The sequence below is a fragment of the Azonexus sp. IMCC34839 genome (assembly GCF_047047955.1).
Taxonomy (GTDB): domain Bacteria; phylum Pseudomonadota; class Gammaproteobacteria; order Burkholderiales; family Rhodocyclaceae; genus Azonexus.
In genome coordinates, this window is sequence record NZ_CP150631.1 from 2,014,506 (window position 1) to 2,033,154 (window position 18,649).

Annotated in this window: 19 protein-coding genes and 1 tRNA gene; 7 read left to right on the forward strand and 13 right to left on the reverse strand. The window is 61.7% G+C overall.

Features of this window, described 5'->3' with window-relative positions; all coding sequences use genetic code 11:
* Positions 1–2: 2 nt before the first annotated feature.
* Positions 3–626: a ParB/RepB/Spo0J family partition protein gene (locus tag WIF35_RS09815; RefSeq protein ID WP_412478046.1), complete on the reverse strand. Its 624-nt coding sequence runs from the start codon at positions 624–626 to the stop codon at positions 3–5.
* On the reverse strand, positions 601–1,518 hold the full coding sequence (locus WIF35_RS09820) for a hypothetical protein (protein ID WP_412478047.1): 918 nt from the start codon (positions 1,516–1,518) through the stop codon (positions 601–603). The genes WIF35_RS09815 and WIF35_RS09820 overlap by 26 nt, the downstream gene beginning before the upstream one ends.
* A gap of 115 nt (positions 1,519–1,633) precedes the next feature.
* Between WIF35_RS09820 and WIF35_RS09825 the strand changes: the two genes are divergently transcribed.
* Positions 1,634–1,999 carry a hypothetical protein gene (locus WIF35_RS09825; protein WP_412478048.1) on the forward strand — a complete coding sequence of 122 codons (366 nt, stop codon included), beginning with the start codon at positions 1,634–1,636 and terminating at the stop codon, positions 1,997–1,999.
* Positions 1,996–2,118: a DUF2188 domain-containing protein gene (locus tag WIF35_RS09830; RefSeq protein ID WP_412478049.1), complete on the forward strand. Its 123-nt coding sequence runs from the start codon at positions 1,996–1,998 to the stop codon at positions 2,116–2,118. The genes WIF35_RS09825 and WIF35_RS09830 overlap by 4 nt, the downstream gene beginning before the upstream one ends.
* A gap of 384 nt (positions 2,119–2,502) precedes the next feature.
* On the opposite strand, the gene WIF35_RS09835 is transcribed toward WIF35_RS09830, so the two are convergent.
* The 7 genes from WIF35_RS09835 to WIF35_RS09865 form a co-directional block, all read right to left on the reverse strand.
* Positions 2,503–2,578, reverse strand: a tRNA-Phe gene (locus tag WIF35_RS09835).
* Between the two features lie 78 nt (positions 2,579–2,656).
* Entirely contained in the window at positions 2,657–4,162 is a 1,506-nt protein-coding gene (locus WIF35_RS09840; protein ID WP_412478050.1) for a sensor histidine kinase N-terminal domain-containing protein, read from the reverse strand.
* Positions 4,140–4,811: a response regulator gene (locus WIF35_RS09845; protein ID WP_412478051.1), complete on the reverse strand. Its 672-nt coding sequence runs from the start codon at positions 4,809–4,811 to the stop codon at positions 4,140–4,142. Before WIF35_RS09845 ends, WIF35_RS09840 begins: the two co-directional genes overlap by 23 nt.
* Before the next feature lie 331 nt (positions 4,812–5,142).
* Positions 5,143–6,909 (reverse strand): cation acetate symporter, encoded by a 1,767-nt coding sequence (locus WIF35_RS09850; RefSeq protein ID WP_412478052.1) that lies wholly within the window; start codon positions 6,907–6,909, stop codon positions 5,143–5,145.
* Positions 6,909–7,217 carry a DUF485 domain-containing protein gene (locus WIF35_RS09855; protein ID WP_412478053.1) on the reverse strand — a complete coding sequence of 103 codons (309 nt, stop codon included), beginning with the start codon at positions 7,215–7,217 and terminating at the stop codon, positions 6,909–6,911. Before WIF35_RS09855 ends, WIF35_RS09850 begins: the two co-directional genes overlap by 1 nt.
* A 219-nt stretch (positions 7,218–7,436) precedes the next feature.
* A complete protein-coding gene (groL, locus tag WIF35_RS09860; protein ID WP_027456623.1) occupies positions 7,437–9,080 on the reverse strand; it encodes a chaperonin GroEL in 1,644 nt (547 codons plus the stop codon).
* Between the two features lie 45 nt (positions 9,081–9,125).
* The gene (locus tag WIF35_RS09865; protein WP_374278734.1) at positions 9,126–9,416 is read right to left on the reverse strand and encodes a co-chaperone GroES; all 291 of its coding nucleotides are present in this window, start codon (positions 9,414–9,416) and stop codon (positions 9,126–9,128) included.
* 406 nt (positions 9,417–9,822) lie between these two features.
* On the opposite strand from WIF35_RS09865, the gene WIF35_RS09870 reads away from it, so the two are divergent.
* The 5 genes from WIF35_RS09870 to WIF35_RS09890 all read left to right on the forward strand — a co-directional run bounded on the left by WIF35_RS09870 (position 9,823) and on the right by WIF35_RS09890 (position 15,334).
* Positions 9,823–11,913 carry a methyl-accepting chemotaxis protein gene (locus tag WIF35_RS09870; protein ID WP_412478054.1) on the forward strand — a complete coding sequence of 697 codons (2,091 nt, stop codon included), beginning with the start codon at positions 9,823–9,825 and terminating at the stop codon, positions 11,911–11,913.
* A gap of 55 nt (positions 11,914–11,968) precedes the next feature.
* Positions 11,969–13,408, forward strand: coding sequence for a D-alanyl-D-alanine carboxypeptidase/D-alanyl-D-alanine-endopeptidase (gene dacB, locus WIF35_RS09875; protein WP_412478055.1), 1,440 nt, complete (start codon positions 11,969–11,971; stop codon positions 13,406–13,408).
* Positions 13,401–14,096, forward strand: coding sequence for a hypothetical protein (locus WIF35_RS09880; RefSeq protein WP_412478056.1), 696 nt, complete (start codon positions 13,401–13,403; stop codon positions 14,094–14,096). Before dacB ends, WIF35_RS09880 begins: the two co-directional genes overlap by 8 nt.
* A gap of 159 nt (positions 14,097–14,255) precedes the next feature.
* Positions 14,256–14,711: a DUF4149 domain-containing protein gene (locus tag WIF35_RS09885; RefSeq protein WP_412478057.1), complete on the forward strand. Its 456-nt coding sequence runs from the start codon at positions 14,256–14,258 to the stop codon at positions 14,709–14,711.
* A 17-nt stretch (positions 14,712–14,728) separates the two neighbouring features.
* The gene (locus WIF35_RS09890; RefSeq protein WP_412478058.1) at positions 14,729–15,334 is read left to right on the forward strand and encodes a YitT family protein; all 606 of its coding nucleotides are present in this window, start codon (positions 14,729–14,731) and stop codon (positions 15,332–15,334) included.
* A 6-nt stretch (positions 15,335–15,340) separates the two neighbouring features.
* On the opposite strand, the gene WIF35_RS09895 is transcribed toward WIF35_RS09890, so the two are convergent.
* The 4 genes from WIF35_RS09895 to ubiA are packed head-to-tail and all read right to left on the reverse strand — an operon-like array spanning position 15,341 to position 18,604.
* Positions 15,341–15,826 (reverse strand): GNAT family N-acetyltransferase, encoded by a 486-nt coding sequence (locus tag WIF35_RS09895; protein WP_412478059.1) that lies wholly within the window; start codon positions 15,824–15,826, stop codon positions 15,341–15,343.
* The gene (gene ubiD / locus WIF35_RS09900; RefSeq protein ID WP_412478060.1) at positions 15,823–17,298 is read right to left on the reverse strand and encodes a 4-hydroxy-3-polyprenylbenzoate decarboxylase; all 1,476 of its coding nucleotides are present in this window, start codon (positions 17,296–17,298) and stop codon (positions 15,823–15,825) included. The genes WIF35_RS09895 and ubiD overlap by 4 nt, the downstream gene beginning before the upstream one ends.
* Entirely contained in the window at positions 17,295–17,717 is a 423-nt protein-coding gene (locus WIF35_RS09905; protein WP_412478061.1) for a cytochrome C, read from the reverse strand. Before WIF35_RS09905 ends, ubiD begins: the two co-directional genes overlap by 4 nt.
* Complete coding sequence (ubiA, locus tag WIF35_RS09910; protein WP_412478062.1) at positions 17,717–18,604, reverse strand: 4-hydroxybenzoate octaprenyltransferase; 888 nt, start codon at positions 18,602–18,604, stop codon at positions 17,717–17,719. The genes WIF35_RS09905 and ubiA overlap by 1 nt, the downstream gene beginning before the upstream one ends.
* Positions 18,605–18,649 lie beyond the last annotated feature (45 nt).

Consider the following 18,649-nt stretch of genomic DNA (forward strand, 5'->3'; position numbering starts at 1 on the left):
TGTCAGGTGCGAACCAGGCTGTAGCTGGAGGTGGGCGGTTTGATCTGGGCAGGATCGGGGGAGCCAGGGCCGTAGGTCTGGCGTTTCTCGACGAGGCGCTTGGTCTCGATGATCTGGCGGCGGTTGAGTTGGCCGTTTTCATAAGCCTCCTGGAGCATTTCGCCCAGACTTTTGTGATCGTCCTTTGCACGGGCGACTTCCAAAGCCGTGGTCAGCGGGATGGCGCCGCGCTGCACGCCTTCGATCAAGCACCCCTCCCCCTGGTCGAGCAGGAAGACGATGTCCTTGACGTACTTGGGCGAGAGGCCGGTTTTTTGGATGATGGTGTCGGCGTCGTAGCCGCGTTTGCGCAGGATTTCGATGTCGACCAAGATTTCCAGTGGCCGGTAGCCACGCCGGGCGATGTTCTCCGCCAAGTTCATGATGAAGGCGTCTTCATCGCTGACGTCAACCACCAGGGCCGGAATGTGCGTTTCGCCCAAAATGCGGAAGGCATTCAAACGCCCTTCGCCGCATACCAGCAGGCACTTCGGATTTCCATCATCACCCAGGCGTTCGGTGACAGTAATGGGTTTCTTCAAGCCGATCGATTTGATGTTCTCAACGGTCTCCTCGAAGATTTTCATGTTGCGTTTGCGGGAGTTGAGGATTTCGACTCGGGCGACGGGGCTCAGGATGACGGTTTCGAGGGTACCGGTCAGCATGAGGGCCTCCGCTTGAGTGGGTGGGTTTGCGTGGGTGCCATAGGGCTTCCTTTCTTGGGATGGATAGGTCCGCTGGGTAAGATGCGTCAGATTCGTCAGATTCGTCAGATACGCCGTTGCAGGCGCCCCCCCCCTCGGACATGCCGTAGAAGAAGGTTAGATCGTCGAGGCGAAAGCACTCGAAGTCGGCGCTGTTTTTGTTGCTAACGCAGATTTCCTGCACAGGCAGATCGAGGCGGGGCAGGAGGAAGTAATCGAGTTTCTGGGTGTTGGCGGGATCGAGCCGGATGGCGACCGTGATGTCGGGGGGGCCGGTGAAACACAGCCGTGCCGGGTCAAACCGGATGCGCCAGCGCGGATGACCCGTCGGGGTGGTCTGGTAGCGGGATAGCACCAGGCTGATGACCAACTCGTCGTTGAGGGTCAAGAGATCGTTCTTGGGGTCGCGCCGGATGTGGTCACCCAGCTCGGCAATGATGTGCTCGGTGCGGGCGATGATTTCTGGGTGGAGCTCGCGCAGACGGCGGTTGATTTCCAGATGTTCGGTACCGCCCGGCGGGCGGTACCCAATGAGTTCATAGGCGCGGATCAGGCTGCCGAAACGGGAGGCGTACAGGCTGGACGAAGAGCCGTTGGCCACCTGGTCGATGATGAACCCCGACAGGCGACCACATTCGGCGTAGAGCGCCCTGAGTTGGTTGAGCAACTCCTCATCCGTCAGCCGTTTGCTGCGTTCAGTTAGCACCTCCTGGGCAGCCAGAAAGCTGTCGAGCGGCACGATGCCCTCGAACACGGCCTCCTTGTGGATCCACATCTCGGGCGGGTTTCTTTGCGCGTCGCCTGAGTGTGATGCCTGATCAGGTGGCAGCGCAGCTGGTTGCGCCCGGCGCCGAAGTGATCATCACGCCCGGGGGGGGGGACCTGGATCCTTGCTCGGCACCGCCTTGGGCGATCGACTGCTGGTGCCGCTACGCGCCATTGTCCACATCCGCACATCCGGTCTGGTAATCGAGAAGCTTGAGGCATACCTGATCCACCCAGCACCGGTGCAGGAGTCGGCGGAGACATCCCTGCGCCTAATGCACGCCCAGCGCGTTGCACTGATCGATGGTGAGCAGATCGACCTCTCACCACAGGTCTATCGCTTCCTGAAGATCCTGGAGGAGGCTGATGACGACGAGGTGCACAAGCGGCACATTGCCGAGAGGTTTGGCCTTGAGCCTGATGCCAACTTCCAGCATCCACCCAACCTTGAAAGGATTTTGAAATGGCCGGTAAAAACTAACATGCAGTGAAGCGCAATGACGGCCGGGCCGTGCGTGGCGAAAACAACCAGCGTGACACATCGCACCATCGCACCCAGCCCGAGGCCGAACGAGCTGCCCGCGACATCGCCATCAATCAGCGCAGCTAAGGTCTTTATTCATGGCAAAAACGGTCGCATCCGCGAACGCAAAAGCTACGGCAACGATCCGTACCCGCCCAAGGGCTGACGATCGCGGCCCTGCAGTCATCGGGGTCGACTATTGTAGCAAGTGGTCTATGCTTCGAACCCGATGCAACGTATCAATGGCAAACACCTGTAACTAAAGGGTTTCTGCGTGCACTCGACTGGCGAAGTTCTGGCCGATTTTTTGAGAACAGAGACCAGAAAAGAGTCAAACTGGGCAGGTTGGCAGGCTCTTTCTGGTTGGCGCGCCACAGCCTGTGGCACACACGAAATCGGCGGAATCCCCGCAGAGTGTAGGGAAAGCCCAGATGTGAAAAAGCCCAACCGCGAAGGGTTGGGCTTTGAATATGGTGGCCAAGGGCGGAATCGAACCACCGACACGCGGATTTTCAATCCGCTGCTCTACCAACTGAGCTACTTGGCCGTAAGGAGGGCGCATTATAGCGGGGGAAGCCGGGGTACGCAACTGGAAAAGCGATTTTTCGAGAGATCGCTTCGCTCATCAACTGCCGATCGGCGGGGTTTGACGGTAGAGCTCGGAGTAGTCGTCCGGCGGCGGTTGCTGCTCTTCTGGCGGATGCCAGGCCGGGAAGAGGACGCGAGCAACGGCCCCTCTCCCCTTCGGATTTGGGCGCAGGCTGGCATGTGCATTGTGCTGCGTGGCGATTTCCTGGACGATGGCCAGACCGAGGCCGCTGCCTTCGGTGGTAGCGTCATCGACCCGATAGAAGCGCTCGAAGACCAATTCGGATTGCTCCTCGCTGATGCCAATCCCATCATCTTCGATTTCGAGCAGCACCGTGACCGGGTTGACCAACAAGCGACAGGTCACGTGGCCAGGAGCCGGCGTGTAACGAATGGCGTTGTCGATCAGGTTTTTCGCCAATTCGCGCAGCAGGAATGGGTTACCGCTGATCACCGCCGAGCCTTCGGCTTCGAAGCCGAGGTCGATCCCCTTGTCGATCGCCATCATCACCCAGTCTTCGACCACCTCGCGCATCAACTGAGCGAGGTCGAGCGGTTTATGCTGCTGCTGGGCCAACTCTCCACCCTCAGTACGGGCCAGGGTCAGCAACTGATTGACCAGGCGCCCTGCCCGGTCAACACCCGAAGCAATCTGACGCAGGGCATGCCGTAGCGCCTCCGGGTCTTTTTCGCGAATGGCGAATTGAGCTTGGGTTTTCAGGCCGGTGAGCGGCGTACGCATCTGGTGCGCCGCATCAGCGACAAAGCGTTGCTGCGCCTCGACGCTGCGCTTCATGCGCTCCAGCATCGCATTGAACGCCTCGACCAGGGGCTCCAGTTCTTCCGGTACGCGTCGGGTGGCGATTGGCGACAGATCGCCGGGGTCGCGCGCTTCAATGGTCGTCCGCAGCCGGGTCAGCGGACGCAAGCCACGCGACAGGCCGAACCACACCAGCATGACGGCCAACGGAATGATGATGAACTGCGGCAGGATCACGCTAGCCACGATCTTGTTGGCCAACTGTGTCCGCTTTTCCGTAGTCTCGCCGACCTCGATCAATACCCAGGTCGTGCGCGGCATATCGGCCTCGGCCAGATACATGTAGGCGATACGCAGGTCCTGGCCGTTGAAGTCGGCATCCCGCATGTAGATTTCGCTCGGCACTTCTTCAGCCTGTGGCGTGCCCTCAGGCATCGGCAGATCCTTGTCGCCGGCCAGCAACTTGCCGTTCGGCATCACGACGTGGAAATAGACGCTATCCGTTTCATCGGCCCGAAGCAGGGCACGCGCCGAGGCGGGCAGGCTGAGTACCGGCCGGCCATTGACCAGCTTGACCTGGCGCGCGATGGCCGCGACGTGCTCGCGCAAGGCCTGGTCGTAAGGAAAGTTGGCGACGTTGTTGGCGAAGTAGTGCGTGAAAGCGATGGAAAGCGGCCAGACGAACAACAACGGCGCCAGCATCCAGTCGAGAATCTCGCCGAAAAGCGAGCGCTCGGTCTCGGATGTCGCGGCGCCGGGATTAGTCGCCTTGCGGGCGCTCAAGGCAATATCCCAGGCCGCGTACGGTCGCGATCTTCACGCCGCCCGGCTCCAGCTTCTTGCGCAGACGATGTACATAGACCTCAATAGCGTTATGGCTGACTTCCTCGCCCCAGCCGCACAGGTGATCGACCAGCTGATCCTTGCTGACCAGACGCCCCATGCGCGACAGCAGCACTTCCAGCAAGCCGATTTCGCGCGCTGACAGATCGAGCGCCTGCCCCTGCAATTGGGCGACGCGACCGACCTGATCGTAAGACAAGGCGCCGCACTGGATGGTCGGGGAGGTTCCAGCCGAGCGACGGGTCAGGGCGCGCACGCGCGCCTCGAGTTCGGCCAGCTCGAAGGGCTTGACCATGTAGTCGTCCGCCCCGAGATCGAGCCCCTTGACGCGGTCGCCAGTACCGTCGAGCGCAGTCAGGATCAACACCGGCAACTGGGAATTTCGAGCGCGCAGTCGTTTCAGTACTTCCAGGCCCGGCATCTTGGGCAAGCCGAGATCGAGGATCAAAAGATCGTAAGAAACGGTCATCAAGGCAGTATCAGCCTCCAGACCATTGGGCGCCCAATCGACGGCGTAGCCCCCTTGTTTCAGCGAACGGGACAAGCCGTCCGCGATCATGGCATCGTCTTCTGCGATAAGAATGCGCATTCGGTAATTATTCCTTACCCGGCGTAAGATTTTTGTAAGCCAGCCGCATTATTCTGAACGGGCTGTTCTCCTTTTATGGTCTTTGGAGTCTGCGGCTCACGCTGCGACTCAGGGGGTGGCCTGAACCTGCACTAGGCAGCCCCCTACCGTCTTTTTCCCTTCCGCAAGTCTAGCAAATTATCCGCCCTGCGTTTGCCGCAGCGCACAATCACGTCCGTAACTTTCAGTCCACCTGACTGCTGCGGTGCACTGCCTGTTTTGGGCAAAAACCGTAGACGAAAAAAAGCCCGGGAGCGACCCGGGCTTTTGGCACTTGGCCTTGTCGAACTGATTAGTGGGCGCTGGCAGCAGCGGCACCAACACCGGTTTCGGAACGGGTTTCCTGATCCAGGTACAGAGCACGCTCCTTGGCAGCCTGTTCGCTGTTGTCCAGGATGGAGAACAACCAGATACCGACGAAGCCGATGGTCATGGAGAACAGAGCCGGCGAGGTGTAGGGGAACCAGGCGGAACCCTTCGGATTACCCATGACGGCTTCCCAGATGGACGGGGAAACGACGGTCAGGCCAACCGAGGAGATCAGACCCAGGAAGCCACCGATCACGGCGCCACGAGTCGTACAGTTCTTCCACAGCACGGACATGAAGAGGACCGGGAAGTTGGCCGATGCGGCGATGGCGAAGGCCAGGGACACCATGAAGGCGATGTTCTGCTTTTCGAAGGCGATACCCAGAACCACAGCGATCACACCGAGCACCAGGGTGGTGATACGGGAAACGCGCAGTTCGGCGGCGGAATCGGCCTTGCCTTCCTTGAACACGGTGGCGTACAGGTCATGCGACACAGCGGAAGCACCGGACAGGGTCAGACCGGCAACCACAGCCAGGATGGTGGCGAAAGCAACCGCGGAGATGAAGCCGAGGAAGACGTTACCGCCGACAGCGTTGGCCAGGTGGATAGCAGCCATGTTGCCGCCGCCCTTCAGAGCGCCCTTGGCGTCCAGGAAGGTCGGGTCGGTCAGCACGAAGGTGATGGCGCCGAAACCGATGATGAAGGTCAGAATGTAGAAGTAACCGATCCAGGTGGTTGCCCAGAACACGGACTTGCGGGCTTCCTTGGCGGACGGCACGGTGAAGAAGCGCATCAGGATGTGCGGCAGACCGGCGGTACCAAACATCAGGGCCATACCGAAGGAGATGGCGGAGATCGGATCCTTCACGAAGTTACCCGGGCCCATGATGGACAGACCCTTCTTGGCAGCATCGGCGGCAACGGCAGCATCGACGGTCGTCGGATCGGCGCCGGCCTTGATGGCAGCGGCAGCCAGTTCCTTACCGGCCAGGGCGGACTTGATCTCAACGGCCTTGGCGAACATCGCTTCCGGGCTGAAGCCGAACTTGGCCAGCACCATGAAAGCCATGAAAGAAGCACCAGCCAGCAGCAGGATGGCCTTGATGATCTGCACCCAGGTGGTGGCGGTCATACCACCGAACAGCACGTAAACCATCATCAGCACGCCGACGATGACCACAGCCATCCAGTATTCCAGACCGAAGAGCAGCTTGATCAGCTGACCGGCACCGACCATCTGAGCGATCAGATAGAAGGCGACGACGACCAGCGTGCCGGTAGCAGCAAAGGCGCGGATCGGGGTCTGCTTGAAGCGGTAGGCAGCAACGTCAGCGAAGGTGAACTTGCCGAGGTTACGCAGGCGTTCCGCCATCAGGAAGGTGATGATCGGCCAGCCGACGAGGAAGCCGATCGAGTAGATCAGGCCATCGTAGCCGTTGGCCATCACCGCGGCGGAAATACCGAGGAAGGAAGCGGCGGACATGTAGTCACCCGCGATGGCCAGACCGTTCTGGAAGCCGGTGATGCCACCGCCGGCGGTGTAGAAGTCGGCCGCAGACTTGGTCTTGGAAGCAGCCCACTTGGTGATGTACAGCGTTGCGGCAACGAAGATGCCGAACATGATGATGGCCGTCCAGTTGGTTGCCTGCTTTTCAGCCTGACCGAGGTCGGCACCCGCGGCATACGCGGCGCCAACGGCGGCTAGCAATGCGATACCGCCTGCCAGTTGCTTGAGGATATTCGGCATTACTTGGCCTCCTGAATAATTTGTTCCTTGAGCGCGTCGAACTCGGTGTTCGCGCGACGGACGTAGATACCGGTAATGATGATCGTGAACAGGATCACGCCCACACCAATGGGAATACCCACCGTGGTGACGCCGGTAGAGCCCAAGGGGGCTGCCAGGAAGGCCTTATTGAAGGCAACCAGGGCGATAAATCCGTAATAAACAATCAGCATCAGGATCGTCATGATCCAGCCGTAGCTATTACGAGTGCTTACCAATTGCTGGTATTTCGGGTTGGCCCGAATTTTCTCGTAGGTGTCGTTATGCATCGATTTGCTCCTCAGACTTTTGGTTATAGAGGCATTGCTGCGGAGCTTAATGTAGGGACCGGGACTTACACCTAACTTACAGTGTGAAATCCGTTTCACAAAAGTGAATGGCGTGTTTCCGTCATATTTGAAAAACCGCCTTTTTGCCACGTGCACCGCAGCAAAGAAAAAGCCCCGCACAAGGCGGGGCTTCGTTGAGCTGAGAGGCTCGAGCGGGTATTACATACCCATGCCCATGCCGCCCATGTCGCCCATGCCGCCCATCGGGGGCATGGCCGGCTTGTCTTCGGCCAGCTCGGCAACCATGCACTCGGTCGTCAGCATCAGGCCGGCAACGGAAGCAGCGTTCTGCAGGGCGGTACGGGTAACCTTGGTCGGGTCCAGAACACCCATTTCGACCATGTCGCCGTATTCGCCGGTAGCAGCGTTGTAACCGTAGTTACCCTTGCCGCGAACGACCTTGTCAACCACGACGGACGGCTCGTCGCCGGCGTTGCCGACGATTTCGCGCAGCGGAGCTTCCATGGCCTTCAGGATCAGCTTGATGCCGGCGTCCTGGTCATGGTTGTCGCCCTTCAGCTTGGCGATGTTGGCACGGGCACGCAACAGGGCGACGCCGCCACCGGCGACGATGCCTTCTTCAACGGCAGCACGGGTAGCGTGCAGGGCGTCTTCGACGCGTGCCTTCTTTTCCTTCATTTCGACTTCGGTGGCAGCGCCAACCTTGATGACGGCAACGCCGCCAGCCAGCTTGGCAACACGCTCCTGCAGCTTTTCGCGGTCGTAATCGGAGGTCGCTTCCTCGATCTGGACGCGGATCTGCTTGACGCGGGCTTCGATCGAAGCGGCATCGCCAGCACCGTCGATGATGGTGGTGTTTTCCTTGGCGATTTCGACACGCTTGGCCTGGCCCAGATCCTTCAGGGTGGCCTTTTCCAGGGACAGACCGGTCTCTTCGGAGATGACGGTACCGCCGGTCAGGATGGCGATGTCTTCCAGCATGGCCTTGCGACGGTCGCCGAAGCCCGGGGCCTTGACGGCGACGGTCTTCAGGATGCCACGGATGTTGTTCACCACCAGGGTGGCCAGCGCTTCGCCATCGACGTCTTCGGCGATGATCAGCAGCGGACGGGAAGCCTTGGCGACTTGTTCCAGAACCGGCAGCAGGTCACGGATGTTCGAGATCTTCTTGTCGAAGAGCAGGACGAACGGGTTGTCGAGCAGGGCGATCTGCTTGTCCGGGTTGTTGATGAAGTACGGGGACAGGTAGCCGCGGTCGAACTGCATGCCTTCGACGACGTCGAGTTCGTTGTTCAGGGACTTGCCGTCTTCAACGGTGATGACGCCTTCCTTGCCGACCTTCTCCATGGCTTCGGCGATGATGTTGCCGATCGAAGCGTCGGAGTTGGCGGAGATGGAACCGACCTGGGCGATTTCCTTGGTCGTGGTGCAGGGCTTGGAGATGCCCTTCAGTTCTTCGATGGTGGCGGCGACAGCCTTGTCGATACCGCGCTTCAGGTCCATCGGATTCATGCCGGCGGCCACGTACTTCATGCCTTCGCGAACGATGGCCTGGGCCAGCACGGTCGCGGTGGTGGTGCCGTCACCGGCGATGTCGGAGGTCTTGGAAGCGACTTCCTTGACCATCTGGGCGCCCATGTTGGCGAACTTGTCCTTCAGTTCGATTTCCTTGGCGACGGAAACGCCGTCCTTGGTGACGGTCGGGCCGCCGAAGGAACGCTCGAGCACGACGTTGCGGCCCTTCGGACCGAGGGTGACCTTGACTGCGTCGGCCAGGATGTTGATGCCTTCGACCATGCGGGCGCGGGCGGAATCACCGAATTTGACTTCTTTGGCTGCCATTTAATAGCTCCTGATATTTATCTGTTGAGAAGGTCGGCTACAGAATTACTTCTGCAGGACACCCATGATGTCTTCTTCACGCATGACCAGAACTTCCTGGCCATCGACCTTGACGGCCTGACCGGCGTACTTGCCGAACAGCACACGATCGCCGACCTTGACGTCGAGAGCGATGTGCTTGCCGTTGTCGTCACGCTTGCCCGGGCCGACGGCCAGGACTTCGCCCTGATCCGGCTTCTCGCCGGCGGAATCGGGGATGACGATGCCGGAAGCGGTGGTGCGCTCGGCTTCGACGCGCTTGACGATCACACGGTCGTGCAAAGGACGGATGTTCATGAGGATGACTCCTAATCAAGTGTTTACAACAAATTGGAAATTGGCCGGCCCGAAGGCGCGGGCCCGGAAGGGGCAAACTGTTAGCACTCGCTCCCGGTGAGTGCTAATAATAGGGGCGCCCCCCCGCTATTTCAAGTCGACCGGTGTAAATATCTTCGGTCGCTTCCTTCTTCTCGTCGTCGCCAACCATCCGTGCTCGCGCCAAATCGCCTTTCGGAACGCGGCCAAAGCCCTGCCTGACGGTCGTTCGAGCGGGGCGACGGCGTTTTACATTCCTTCGCAATTCGCCCTTGATATCGATGCTACTATCACGAAACGCATAGATTTACATTTATTTAATCGCTTTACCTAAGTTTAATTACAGACTCTTTTCCCCGAGCCCCGCCAGCGTTCGGAACCCCATAGAATGAAAAAAAACCTGCCTGTCACCAACGTCGAACAGCCTTACCCCAAAGGCCAATACCTGGTTTCGAAGACTGACCTCAAGGGCGCACTCATTTACGCCAACGATGTCTTCATCAAGCTCTCCGGCTTCACCTGGGAAGAATTGAAAGGCCAGAACCACAACATCGTCCGCCACCCCGACATGCCGCCCCAGGCCTTCGAGGATCTCTGGCGCACGGTCAAGTCAGGCTACCCGTGGAAAGGTCTCGTCAAGAACCGCTGCAAGAATGGCGACTACTACTGGGTCGAAGCCTTCGTCGTACCGATCCGGAAAGACGACAAGATCGTCGGCTACATGTCGGTCCGCTCCGAGCCATCGCGCCAGGCGGTTGCCCAGGCCGAATCCCTCTACAAGCAATTGAATGCCAGCGGCGCCAAGCTGAATACGACACCGCCGCTAAACAAACGGATCAGCATGAAGGCTCGCCTGGGTGCCCTGCTGGCCAGCACCTTGCTGATTCTCGGCAGCGTCGCCCTGCTCAGTTCGCAAGGGCTCAAGCAGTCCGACCAGGCTCTGGCCGACGCCTACGAAAAGCACATGACGCCATCGCTGGCAGTCGGCAAGATGATCGACCGCATCGCCGACAACCGAGCACAACTGATGCTTGCCCTGCAGCACAACCCGGCCAATCCGCTGAGCAAGCTGCATGATCATCCCCTGCAGATGCATCTCGACGCCATCGACAAGAACCGACAGCTCAACGCCGAACTGATCAAGCAGTACGAACAAGGCACCGCCGGGGCTGAGCCGCTGCCGGCCGCCAAGGATTTCTTCGCGGCACGCGACCGCCTGCGCAGCGAAGGCACCTCGCCAAGCATCGAGGCATTGCAAAAAGGCGACTACGAGAAAGCCCAGCTCCTGTTACTGACCAAGGTCAATCCGCTGTTCAAGGAGGTCAGCAATCATGCGGAAGCCCTTGAGCAACAGATGTCGGAACGCGGCAAAAAGGCTTACCAGACCGCTCAGGAGCGTTCCAACCATATCGTCAACCTGAACATCACGGCCTGCATTATCGGAGCCTTGATCGTCGCCCTGGGCGGCTGGCTGCTGCTCCGCTCGTTGAGCGGCAAGATGCAGCGCATCGTGCATCACTTCAGCCGCATGGGCCAGGGCAACCTGGCCGACGAGGTGGACATCACCCATCGCGACGAAGCCGGCAAGGCGCTGACCGAACTGGCCGCCATGCAGGTCAGCCTGAAGGTCATGCTCGACGAGATTCGCGCCGCCAGCCAATCGATCGAGCAGGATGCACACAAGGTCGAATGGCAGACGGCCAACGTCGTCGACCAATCCGAGCAGCAGCGCGAACGCGCCGCCAGCGTTGCCGCGGCGACCGAGGAATTCGCCCAGTCGGTGCGCGGCGTTGCCGAATCGGCCAACGAGGCGGCGGAGGCCGCCACCGAGGCGCAGACCCAGGTTTCCTCCGCACAGGACAGCATGAACCAGAGCATGGCCGCCACCGGCCGTGTCGTCGAGGCCGTGCAGCACTCCAGCGAGACCATCCAGGAACTGAACCAGGCCATCGCCAAGATCGGCGACATCACCAAGGTCATCCGCGAAATCGCCGACCAGACCAACCTGCTTGCCCTCAACGCCGCCATCGAAGCGGCACGGGCCGGCGAGGCCGGGCGCGGTTTTGCCGTCGTTGCCGACGAGGTGCGCAAGCTGGCCGAACGCACCGCCACCTCGACCTCGGATATCTCCAACAACGTCGCCGAAATCCGCCAGGTGACCGACACTGCCGTCAGCTCGATGGAGGCCGCAGTCAAGGAAGTCGAGGAAGGCATCACGCTGATCCGCGAGAGCGGCGCTGGCCTGAACCGCATCACGGAAAGCAGCCGGCACGTGACCGGCATGTCGCGCGATATCGCCAGTGCCGCCAACGAGCAGGCCATGGCCAGCGAAACTGTGGCACACAACATGGAGCGCGTCGCCGAACTGGTCGACAACAACATGGAAGCCGCCAGCCAGGCCAAGAATGCCGTCGATTCGCTGGTCAAGTCGGCCGGCTACCTGAACCGCATCATCGGTCGCTTCAAGATTTCGAACTGAAGCTCACCGACGCGCATTTAGAATGGGGGGCTACGGCCTCCCTTTTCATTTGCCGATGCTGACCAAACGACTCGCCGCCCTCGCCCTTTTCCTCTTTGCCCGCAGCGCGCTGGCCGACGGCCTGCCGCCGGAAGTGCTCAAAGCGCTGAAAGCGGCGCAGATCCCCGCCGCCAACGTCGCCGTCGTCGTCCAAGCGGTCGATGCCGCCACGCCGCTGGTCGCCCACCGCGCCACACAGGCGATGAACCCGGCCTCGGTCATGAAACTGGTCACCACCTACGCCGCACTCGACCTGCTGGGCCCGGCCTATACCTGGAAAACCACGGCGTGGACCGATGCTGCTTCGGTGGACGGCGTATTAAGCGGAAATTTGTACCTGAAGGGCAGTGGCGACCCGCGCTTCGCCATCGAACACCTGTGGGCATTGCTCCGCCAGGCGCGCACGCGCGGCGTGCAGCACATTGGAGGCGACATCGTGCTCGACCGCAGCGCCTTCAACGTCCCGGCCATCGACCCCGGCGCCTTCGACGACAAGCCGATGCGCCCGTACAACGTCGGTCCGAACGGCCTGCTGATCAACTTCCAGGCCCTGCGATTCAGCCTGCAGCCTGGCAACGGCCAACCCAAAGTATTGATGGAGACGCCGAGCGATGGCCTGCGCGTCGACAATCGCCTGCGCCCGGGCGACGGCCAGTGCGGCAGCGACTGGAAGGATCGCATCGAAACCCGGCTGATTCCGGAAGCCGGCGGCCAGCGTCTCGAGTTCACCGGCACTTACTCGCCCTTGTGCGGCGAGCGCACGCTCAACCTCGCCCCCTTGCCGGCCGATGGTCAGGCCGGCGGCCTGATCCGCGCCTTGTGGAAGGAACTGGGCGGGACGCTGGCCGGCCAGGTGCGCAGCGGCAACGTGCCGGCCGGCGCCATGCTGCTGACGCAAACCGACTCGGCCCCGCTGGCCGACATCGTGCGCGACATCAACAAGTTCTCGAACAACGTCATGGCTCGCCAGGTTTTCCTGACCCTGGGCAATGACAGCGCACCGGCCACCGCCGAGCGTGCCCGTCAGCGCGTGAGCGACTGGCTGGCCGGACGCGGCCTGCGTTTTTCCGAACTGGTGCTCGACAACGGCTCCGGCTTGTCGCGCAGCGAACGGATCAGCGCCGGCAGCCTGAACCAGTTGCTGCTGGACGCCTGGCTCAACCCGGTGATGCCGGAGTTCGTCTCCAGCATGCCCATCGTCGGCATCGACGGCACGATGAAGAAGCGCCTAAACGGCTCCTCGGCCACCGGCCGCGCCCACATCAAGACCGGCACGCTGGACAGCGTGAAGACCGCCGCCGGCTACGCGCTGGACGCACAAGGCCGGCGCTACGCCGTCGTCTTCCTGATCAACCACCCGCGCTCTGCGCTCGGCAGTGCAGCCATCGACGCCCTGCTTGTCTGGGTCGCCCAACGCCGTGTCGGCGAGAAAGCACCGTCGCTGGCCAATGAGTGAGCGCCCACCGCTACCGACCGCCGTACTCGCTGCCGCCGGCCTGAACCGCCAGCATGTCTTCGATCTCGCCGCCCTGCCGGACGACATCGTCAGCCGCCTTGAGCTTGAACCCGGCGAACGGCAATTGATCCTGGTCGGCCACGGCGGCCGCCGCCTTTGGGAGTGCGTGCAGGCCGCCCAACTGCCCGGCCCCGATCCGATCGACGACTACACGGTCGCCACCTTGCAACGCTGGTTCGCTGCCCATGCGCCGAACCAGCGCTACCGCATCCTCTACCCCGGCGACTCCCCCATCGGCCTGCAGGCCCTTGGCCAGCTCGCTGGCTGGCATTCACCTTCGCCCTTCATGGTCGGGGTCGATCCGGAATGGGGCAGCTGGTATGCCTATCGCGCCGTCGTCGTCGCCGACACTGATTTTTGCCCTTCCGAGGCAGTGCACCGCAGCAGTCCCTGTTCGAGTTGCCCAAACTCGCCTTGCATCGCCGCCTGCCCGGCCAAGGCGCTGGCCGGCGGCCAATTCAACCTGGAAACCTGCAGCCGCTACCGGCTGCGCCCCGAATCTGCCTGTGCCCACGGCTGCCTGGCGCGCCAGGCCTGCCCGATCGGCGCCGAACATCGCTACGACGAAGCGCAGATTCACCACAGCTACAGCCGCTCGCTCGCCGTACTGCATCGCTACTACAGATAGTAGTGGTCTAGGTCGCATCCGATAGCGGACGATGAATCGGGCCGACCTCGCCGAGCAGCCAAGGCACTTCGAAACAACACGGCATCCCGCGGTGGCCAGTCAGGCAAAAATATATTTCTCAGGCAAAATCGCCCTACCCCAACACGCCCAATAAAAATCATGCACTCCACCCTGCTTTTCCTCCACCTCGCCGGCGTCGTCGTCTGGGTCGGCGGCATGTTCTTCGCCCATTTCTGCCTGCGTCCGGTCGCCGCAGCGCAACTGCAGCCACCGCAGCGCCTGCCGCTGCTGGCCGGCGTGCTTGGGCGCTTCTTCGCGGCGGTATCGCTGGCCATCGTCGCCATCCTGCTTTCCGGATTTGCCCTGCTGCACTCCGCCGGCACCGGCCAGGCGCCGTGGCATTGGCACCTGATGATGGCCATTGGTCTGGTCATGACCGTGATCTTCGCTGTCATTCGCTACGTGCATTACCGCGCCCTGAGCGAGGCGGTCGAGGCGAGCGACTGGCCGACCGGCGGCGCGGCGATGAATCGCATTCGCCAACTGGTGCTGATCAATCTCTGCCTCGGCGCCCTGACCGTAGCAGTGGCCAAGCTGGGCAACCTGCTGGCGTGAACGACGAAGCGCTAAAGATGTCGGATCGCTCTACCAGCCACAGCCTGTTCGAGGATGCGCAATCCCTGCTCGTCGCCCCGCTGTTTTTCGCCTTCACGGTACTGCTCTTCCGCGAGGCAGGGCTACTCACCGGCGGTACGGTCGGCATCGCCTTCCTGATCCATTACGCCAGCGGCTGGGCGCTGGGGCCGGTGCTCTTCGCCATCAACGTGCCCTTCTACGCGCTGGCACTGCGCGCCATGGGCAAGGCATTCACCCTCAAGACCTTCATCGCGGTGAGCCTGCTGTCGATCTACTCGGAGTGGCTGCCCAAACTGGTCAGCTTTGCCAGCCTGGATCGCTTGTTCGCCGCCATCATGGGCGGCTTCCTGGCCGGCATCAGCCTGCTGATGCTGATTCGCCACAAATCCAGCCTGGGGGGTTTAGGTATCCTGGTGATCCATTTGCAGAACACGCGCGGCTGGCGTGCCGGCAAGCTGCAGATGGCGGCCGACTGCCTGATCCTGGGCGCCGCCATCTTCGTGCGCGATCCGGTCAGCGTCGGCCTGTCGATTGTCGGCGCACTGGCGCTCAATCTGGTCATCGCAGTCAACCACAAGGCCGGCCGATACATGGGCAACTGAGGCCCGTCAGTCGAGATACTTTTGCAGGAAAAGGGCGTGCCCGGCCTGCGGGTCGAGCACGTAAGGCGCAAAACCGGCGCGCTCGTAGGAGGCCAAGGCCCGCGTGTTGTTGGACAACACTTCCAGCGTCAGCTTGCAGCAGCCGATCTCTCGCGCCCGCTGTTCGGCCCAGCCGAGCAAGGCCTGTCCGATGCCCTGGCCGCGCACCTCGGCGTGCGTCACGATGTCGTGGATGTTCAGCAAAGGCTTGGCGGCAAAGGTGGAGAAGCCGGCAAAGCAGTTGATCAGGCCGACCGCATTTTTGCCCGAAAAAGCCAGTGCACCGTGGAAGGTGGGCAGATCGGCCAGTTCGCGCACGAGATTGACCTTGGCGTAAGCGGAGAGGCCCGTGCCGCCGCCCATCGGGTCCTGCGCGTAGTGGTCGAGAAGATCCAGCCAAGCGGCCGCCTGCGCAGGGTCGTGCAGATCGACCGCCGCAACGCGCAGGCTCATAGCCCCAGCTCGCCCCACAGGCGATCGACGCGCTGCTTCACGGCGGCATCCATGACAATGGGCGTTCCCCATTCACGCGTCGTTTCGCCCGGCCACTTGTTGGTGGCGTCGATACCCATCTTGGAACCGAGACCGGCGACCGGGCTGGCGAAGTCGAGGTAATCAATCGGCGTGTTGTCGACCAGCGTGGTATCGCGCACGGCGTCGAAGCGCGTGGTCATCGCCCAGATCACTTCCTTCCAGTCGCGGATGTCGATGTCGTCATCGACCACGACGATAGTCTTGGTGTACATGAACTGTCGCAGGAAGGACCAGATGCCGAACATGATGCGCTTGGCGTGGCCGGGGTAGGCCTTCTTGATGCTGACGATGGCCATGCGGTACGAGCAGCCTTCCGGCGGCAGATAGAAATCGACGATTTCCGGATACTGCTTCTGCAACAGCGGCACGAACACTTCGTTCAGCGCCACGCCAAGCACCGCCGGCTCGTCGGGCGGCTTGCCGGTGTAGGTGCTGTGGTAGATCGGGTTCTGGCGCATGGTGATGCGCTCGATGGTGAATACCGGGAATTCGGCCTGCTCGTTGTAGTAGCCGGTGTGGTCGCCGTACGGCCCTTCGAGCGCCATTTCGCCGGGGTGGATCACCCCTTCAAGCACGATTTCGGCCGAGGCCGGCACCTGCAGGGTCGAACCGAGGCATTGCGTCAGCTCGGTCTTGCCGCCGCGCAAGAGGCCGGCGAACTGGTATTCGGACAGCGAATCGGGCACCGGCGTCACGGCGCCGAGGATGGTTGCCGGGTCGCAACCAAGCACCACGGCCACCGGGAATGGCTGACCGGGGTTGGCCAGCTGGTGCTCACGAAAATCCAGCGCGCCGCCGCGATGTGCCAGCCAGCGCATGATGACCTTGTTCGGCCCCAGGACCTGCTGGCGATAGATGCCGAGATTCTGGCGATTCTTGTGCGGCCCGCGCGTCACCACCAGGCCCCAGGTGATCAGCGGCGCGATGTCGCCCGGCCAGCAGTGCTGGATCGGTAGCCTGGCCAGATCGACGTCCTTGCCTTCCCAGACGATCTCCTGACACGGCGCCGAAGACACCTTCTTCGGCGCCATGTTGAGCACCTGCTTCAACACCGGCAGCTTTTCCCAGGCATCTTTCAGCCCCTTGGGCGGCTCGGGCTCCTTCAAAAAAGCGAGCAGCTTGCCGACTTCGCGCAATGCCTGCACAGATTCCTCGCCCATGCCCAGCGCCACACGCTTCGGCGTGCCGAACAGGTTGGTCAGCACCGGCATGTCGTGCCGGCGCTCGCCGGTCCTGGCGTTTTCGAACAACAAGGCCGGGCCGCCGGCGCGCAGTATGCGGTCGCCGATCTCGGTCATTTCGAGATGGGTGTCGACCGGAACGGCGATGCGCTTCAGCTCGCCGCTCTTTTCCAGTTGCGACATGAAGTCGCGCAGATCGTGGTATTTCATCGGATTCGGTAGGAATAGTGGCAGGCGACGCAAGCGCCCGTCAGGTTGGGCAGCAAGGCCATCGCCTTGGCGCGGTCGCCGGCCTTGGCGGCGGCGGCGAAATCGCTCGAGGCCTGGTGGCCGTCCATGCCGATGCCGTGCATGGCGGGCGGCATGTGTGGGCCGGGGCGGGCCTCGAAGGGCTTGCTGCGGTGTTTGCCCATAGCCGACTTGCCCAGCTTGGCTTCGGCCACCTCGCCGGCCTCCTGCCATTTTTCGGCCGCGACCAGCGACAGGATTTCATTGAGCGCGGCGACGTTGCCGAGCATTTCCTCACGCAACGCCTCCTGCGCCGCCGGCGGCAAAGGGGCCAGTTGGCGCGCATCCTCGGCGACTGCTGCGGTGCACAGAGCAAAAAGGGCAAAAACCAAGGCGCGCATCAGACCCCCCGGTTACTGATCAGAAAGTCGACGACGATACCAACAAAGATGGCGGCACCAACCCAGTTGTTGTGCAGGAAGGCCTTGAAGCAGGCCATGCGCTCGCGGCCGCGAATCCAGGTGTAATGCACGCCCATGATCCCGGCGGCGACCGCCAGGCCGGCGAAGAAGGCGATCCCCATGTTCAGCGTCCAGCCGATCCAGCCAATGATGGCCAGCGTCACTGCGTAGCAGGCCATCACCGCCACCACATCGAAACGCCCAAAGGTGATGGCCGAAGTCTTGATGCCGATCTTCAGGTCATCATCGCGATCCACCATGGCGTACTCGGTGTCGTAGGCCACCGCCCAGAACACATTGGCCAGCAACAGCCACCACGCCTCGCCCGGTACCGAGTCGAGATGCGCCGCATAGGCCATCGGGATACCAAAGCCGAAGGCGATGCCGAGGTAGGCCTGTGGAATGGCGAAAAAGCGCTTGGTGAACGGGTAGCTTGCCGCCAGGAAAACCGCCGGCACGGAAAGCCAGATCACCAGCGTATTGCCCAGCGCCAGCACCAGCGCGAAGGAACAGAGGCAAAGCACGGCGAACAGCGCCAACGCCTCCTTGGTCGTCACCCGCCCGGCGGTCAGCGGGCGTTCCTTGGTACGCTCGACGTGCTTGTCGAAATCGCGGTCGGCATAGTCGTTGATGACGCAACCGGCCGAGCGCATCAGCACGGTACCGAGGCAGAAGATCCACACGACGATCCAGTTTGGCCGGCCAAGCGCCGACAACCACAGCGCCCACAGCGTCGGCCAGAGCAGCAACAGAATGCCGATCGGCTTGTCGAGCCGCATCAGCTTTTCGTAGAGATCGATTTTTTCCTTGAAAGCAGGCCAATTCATAGTGGCGCGATTTTACCCTGCCGGCCGGCGAGCGGCGGGCCTATC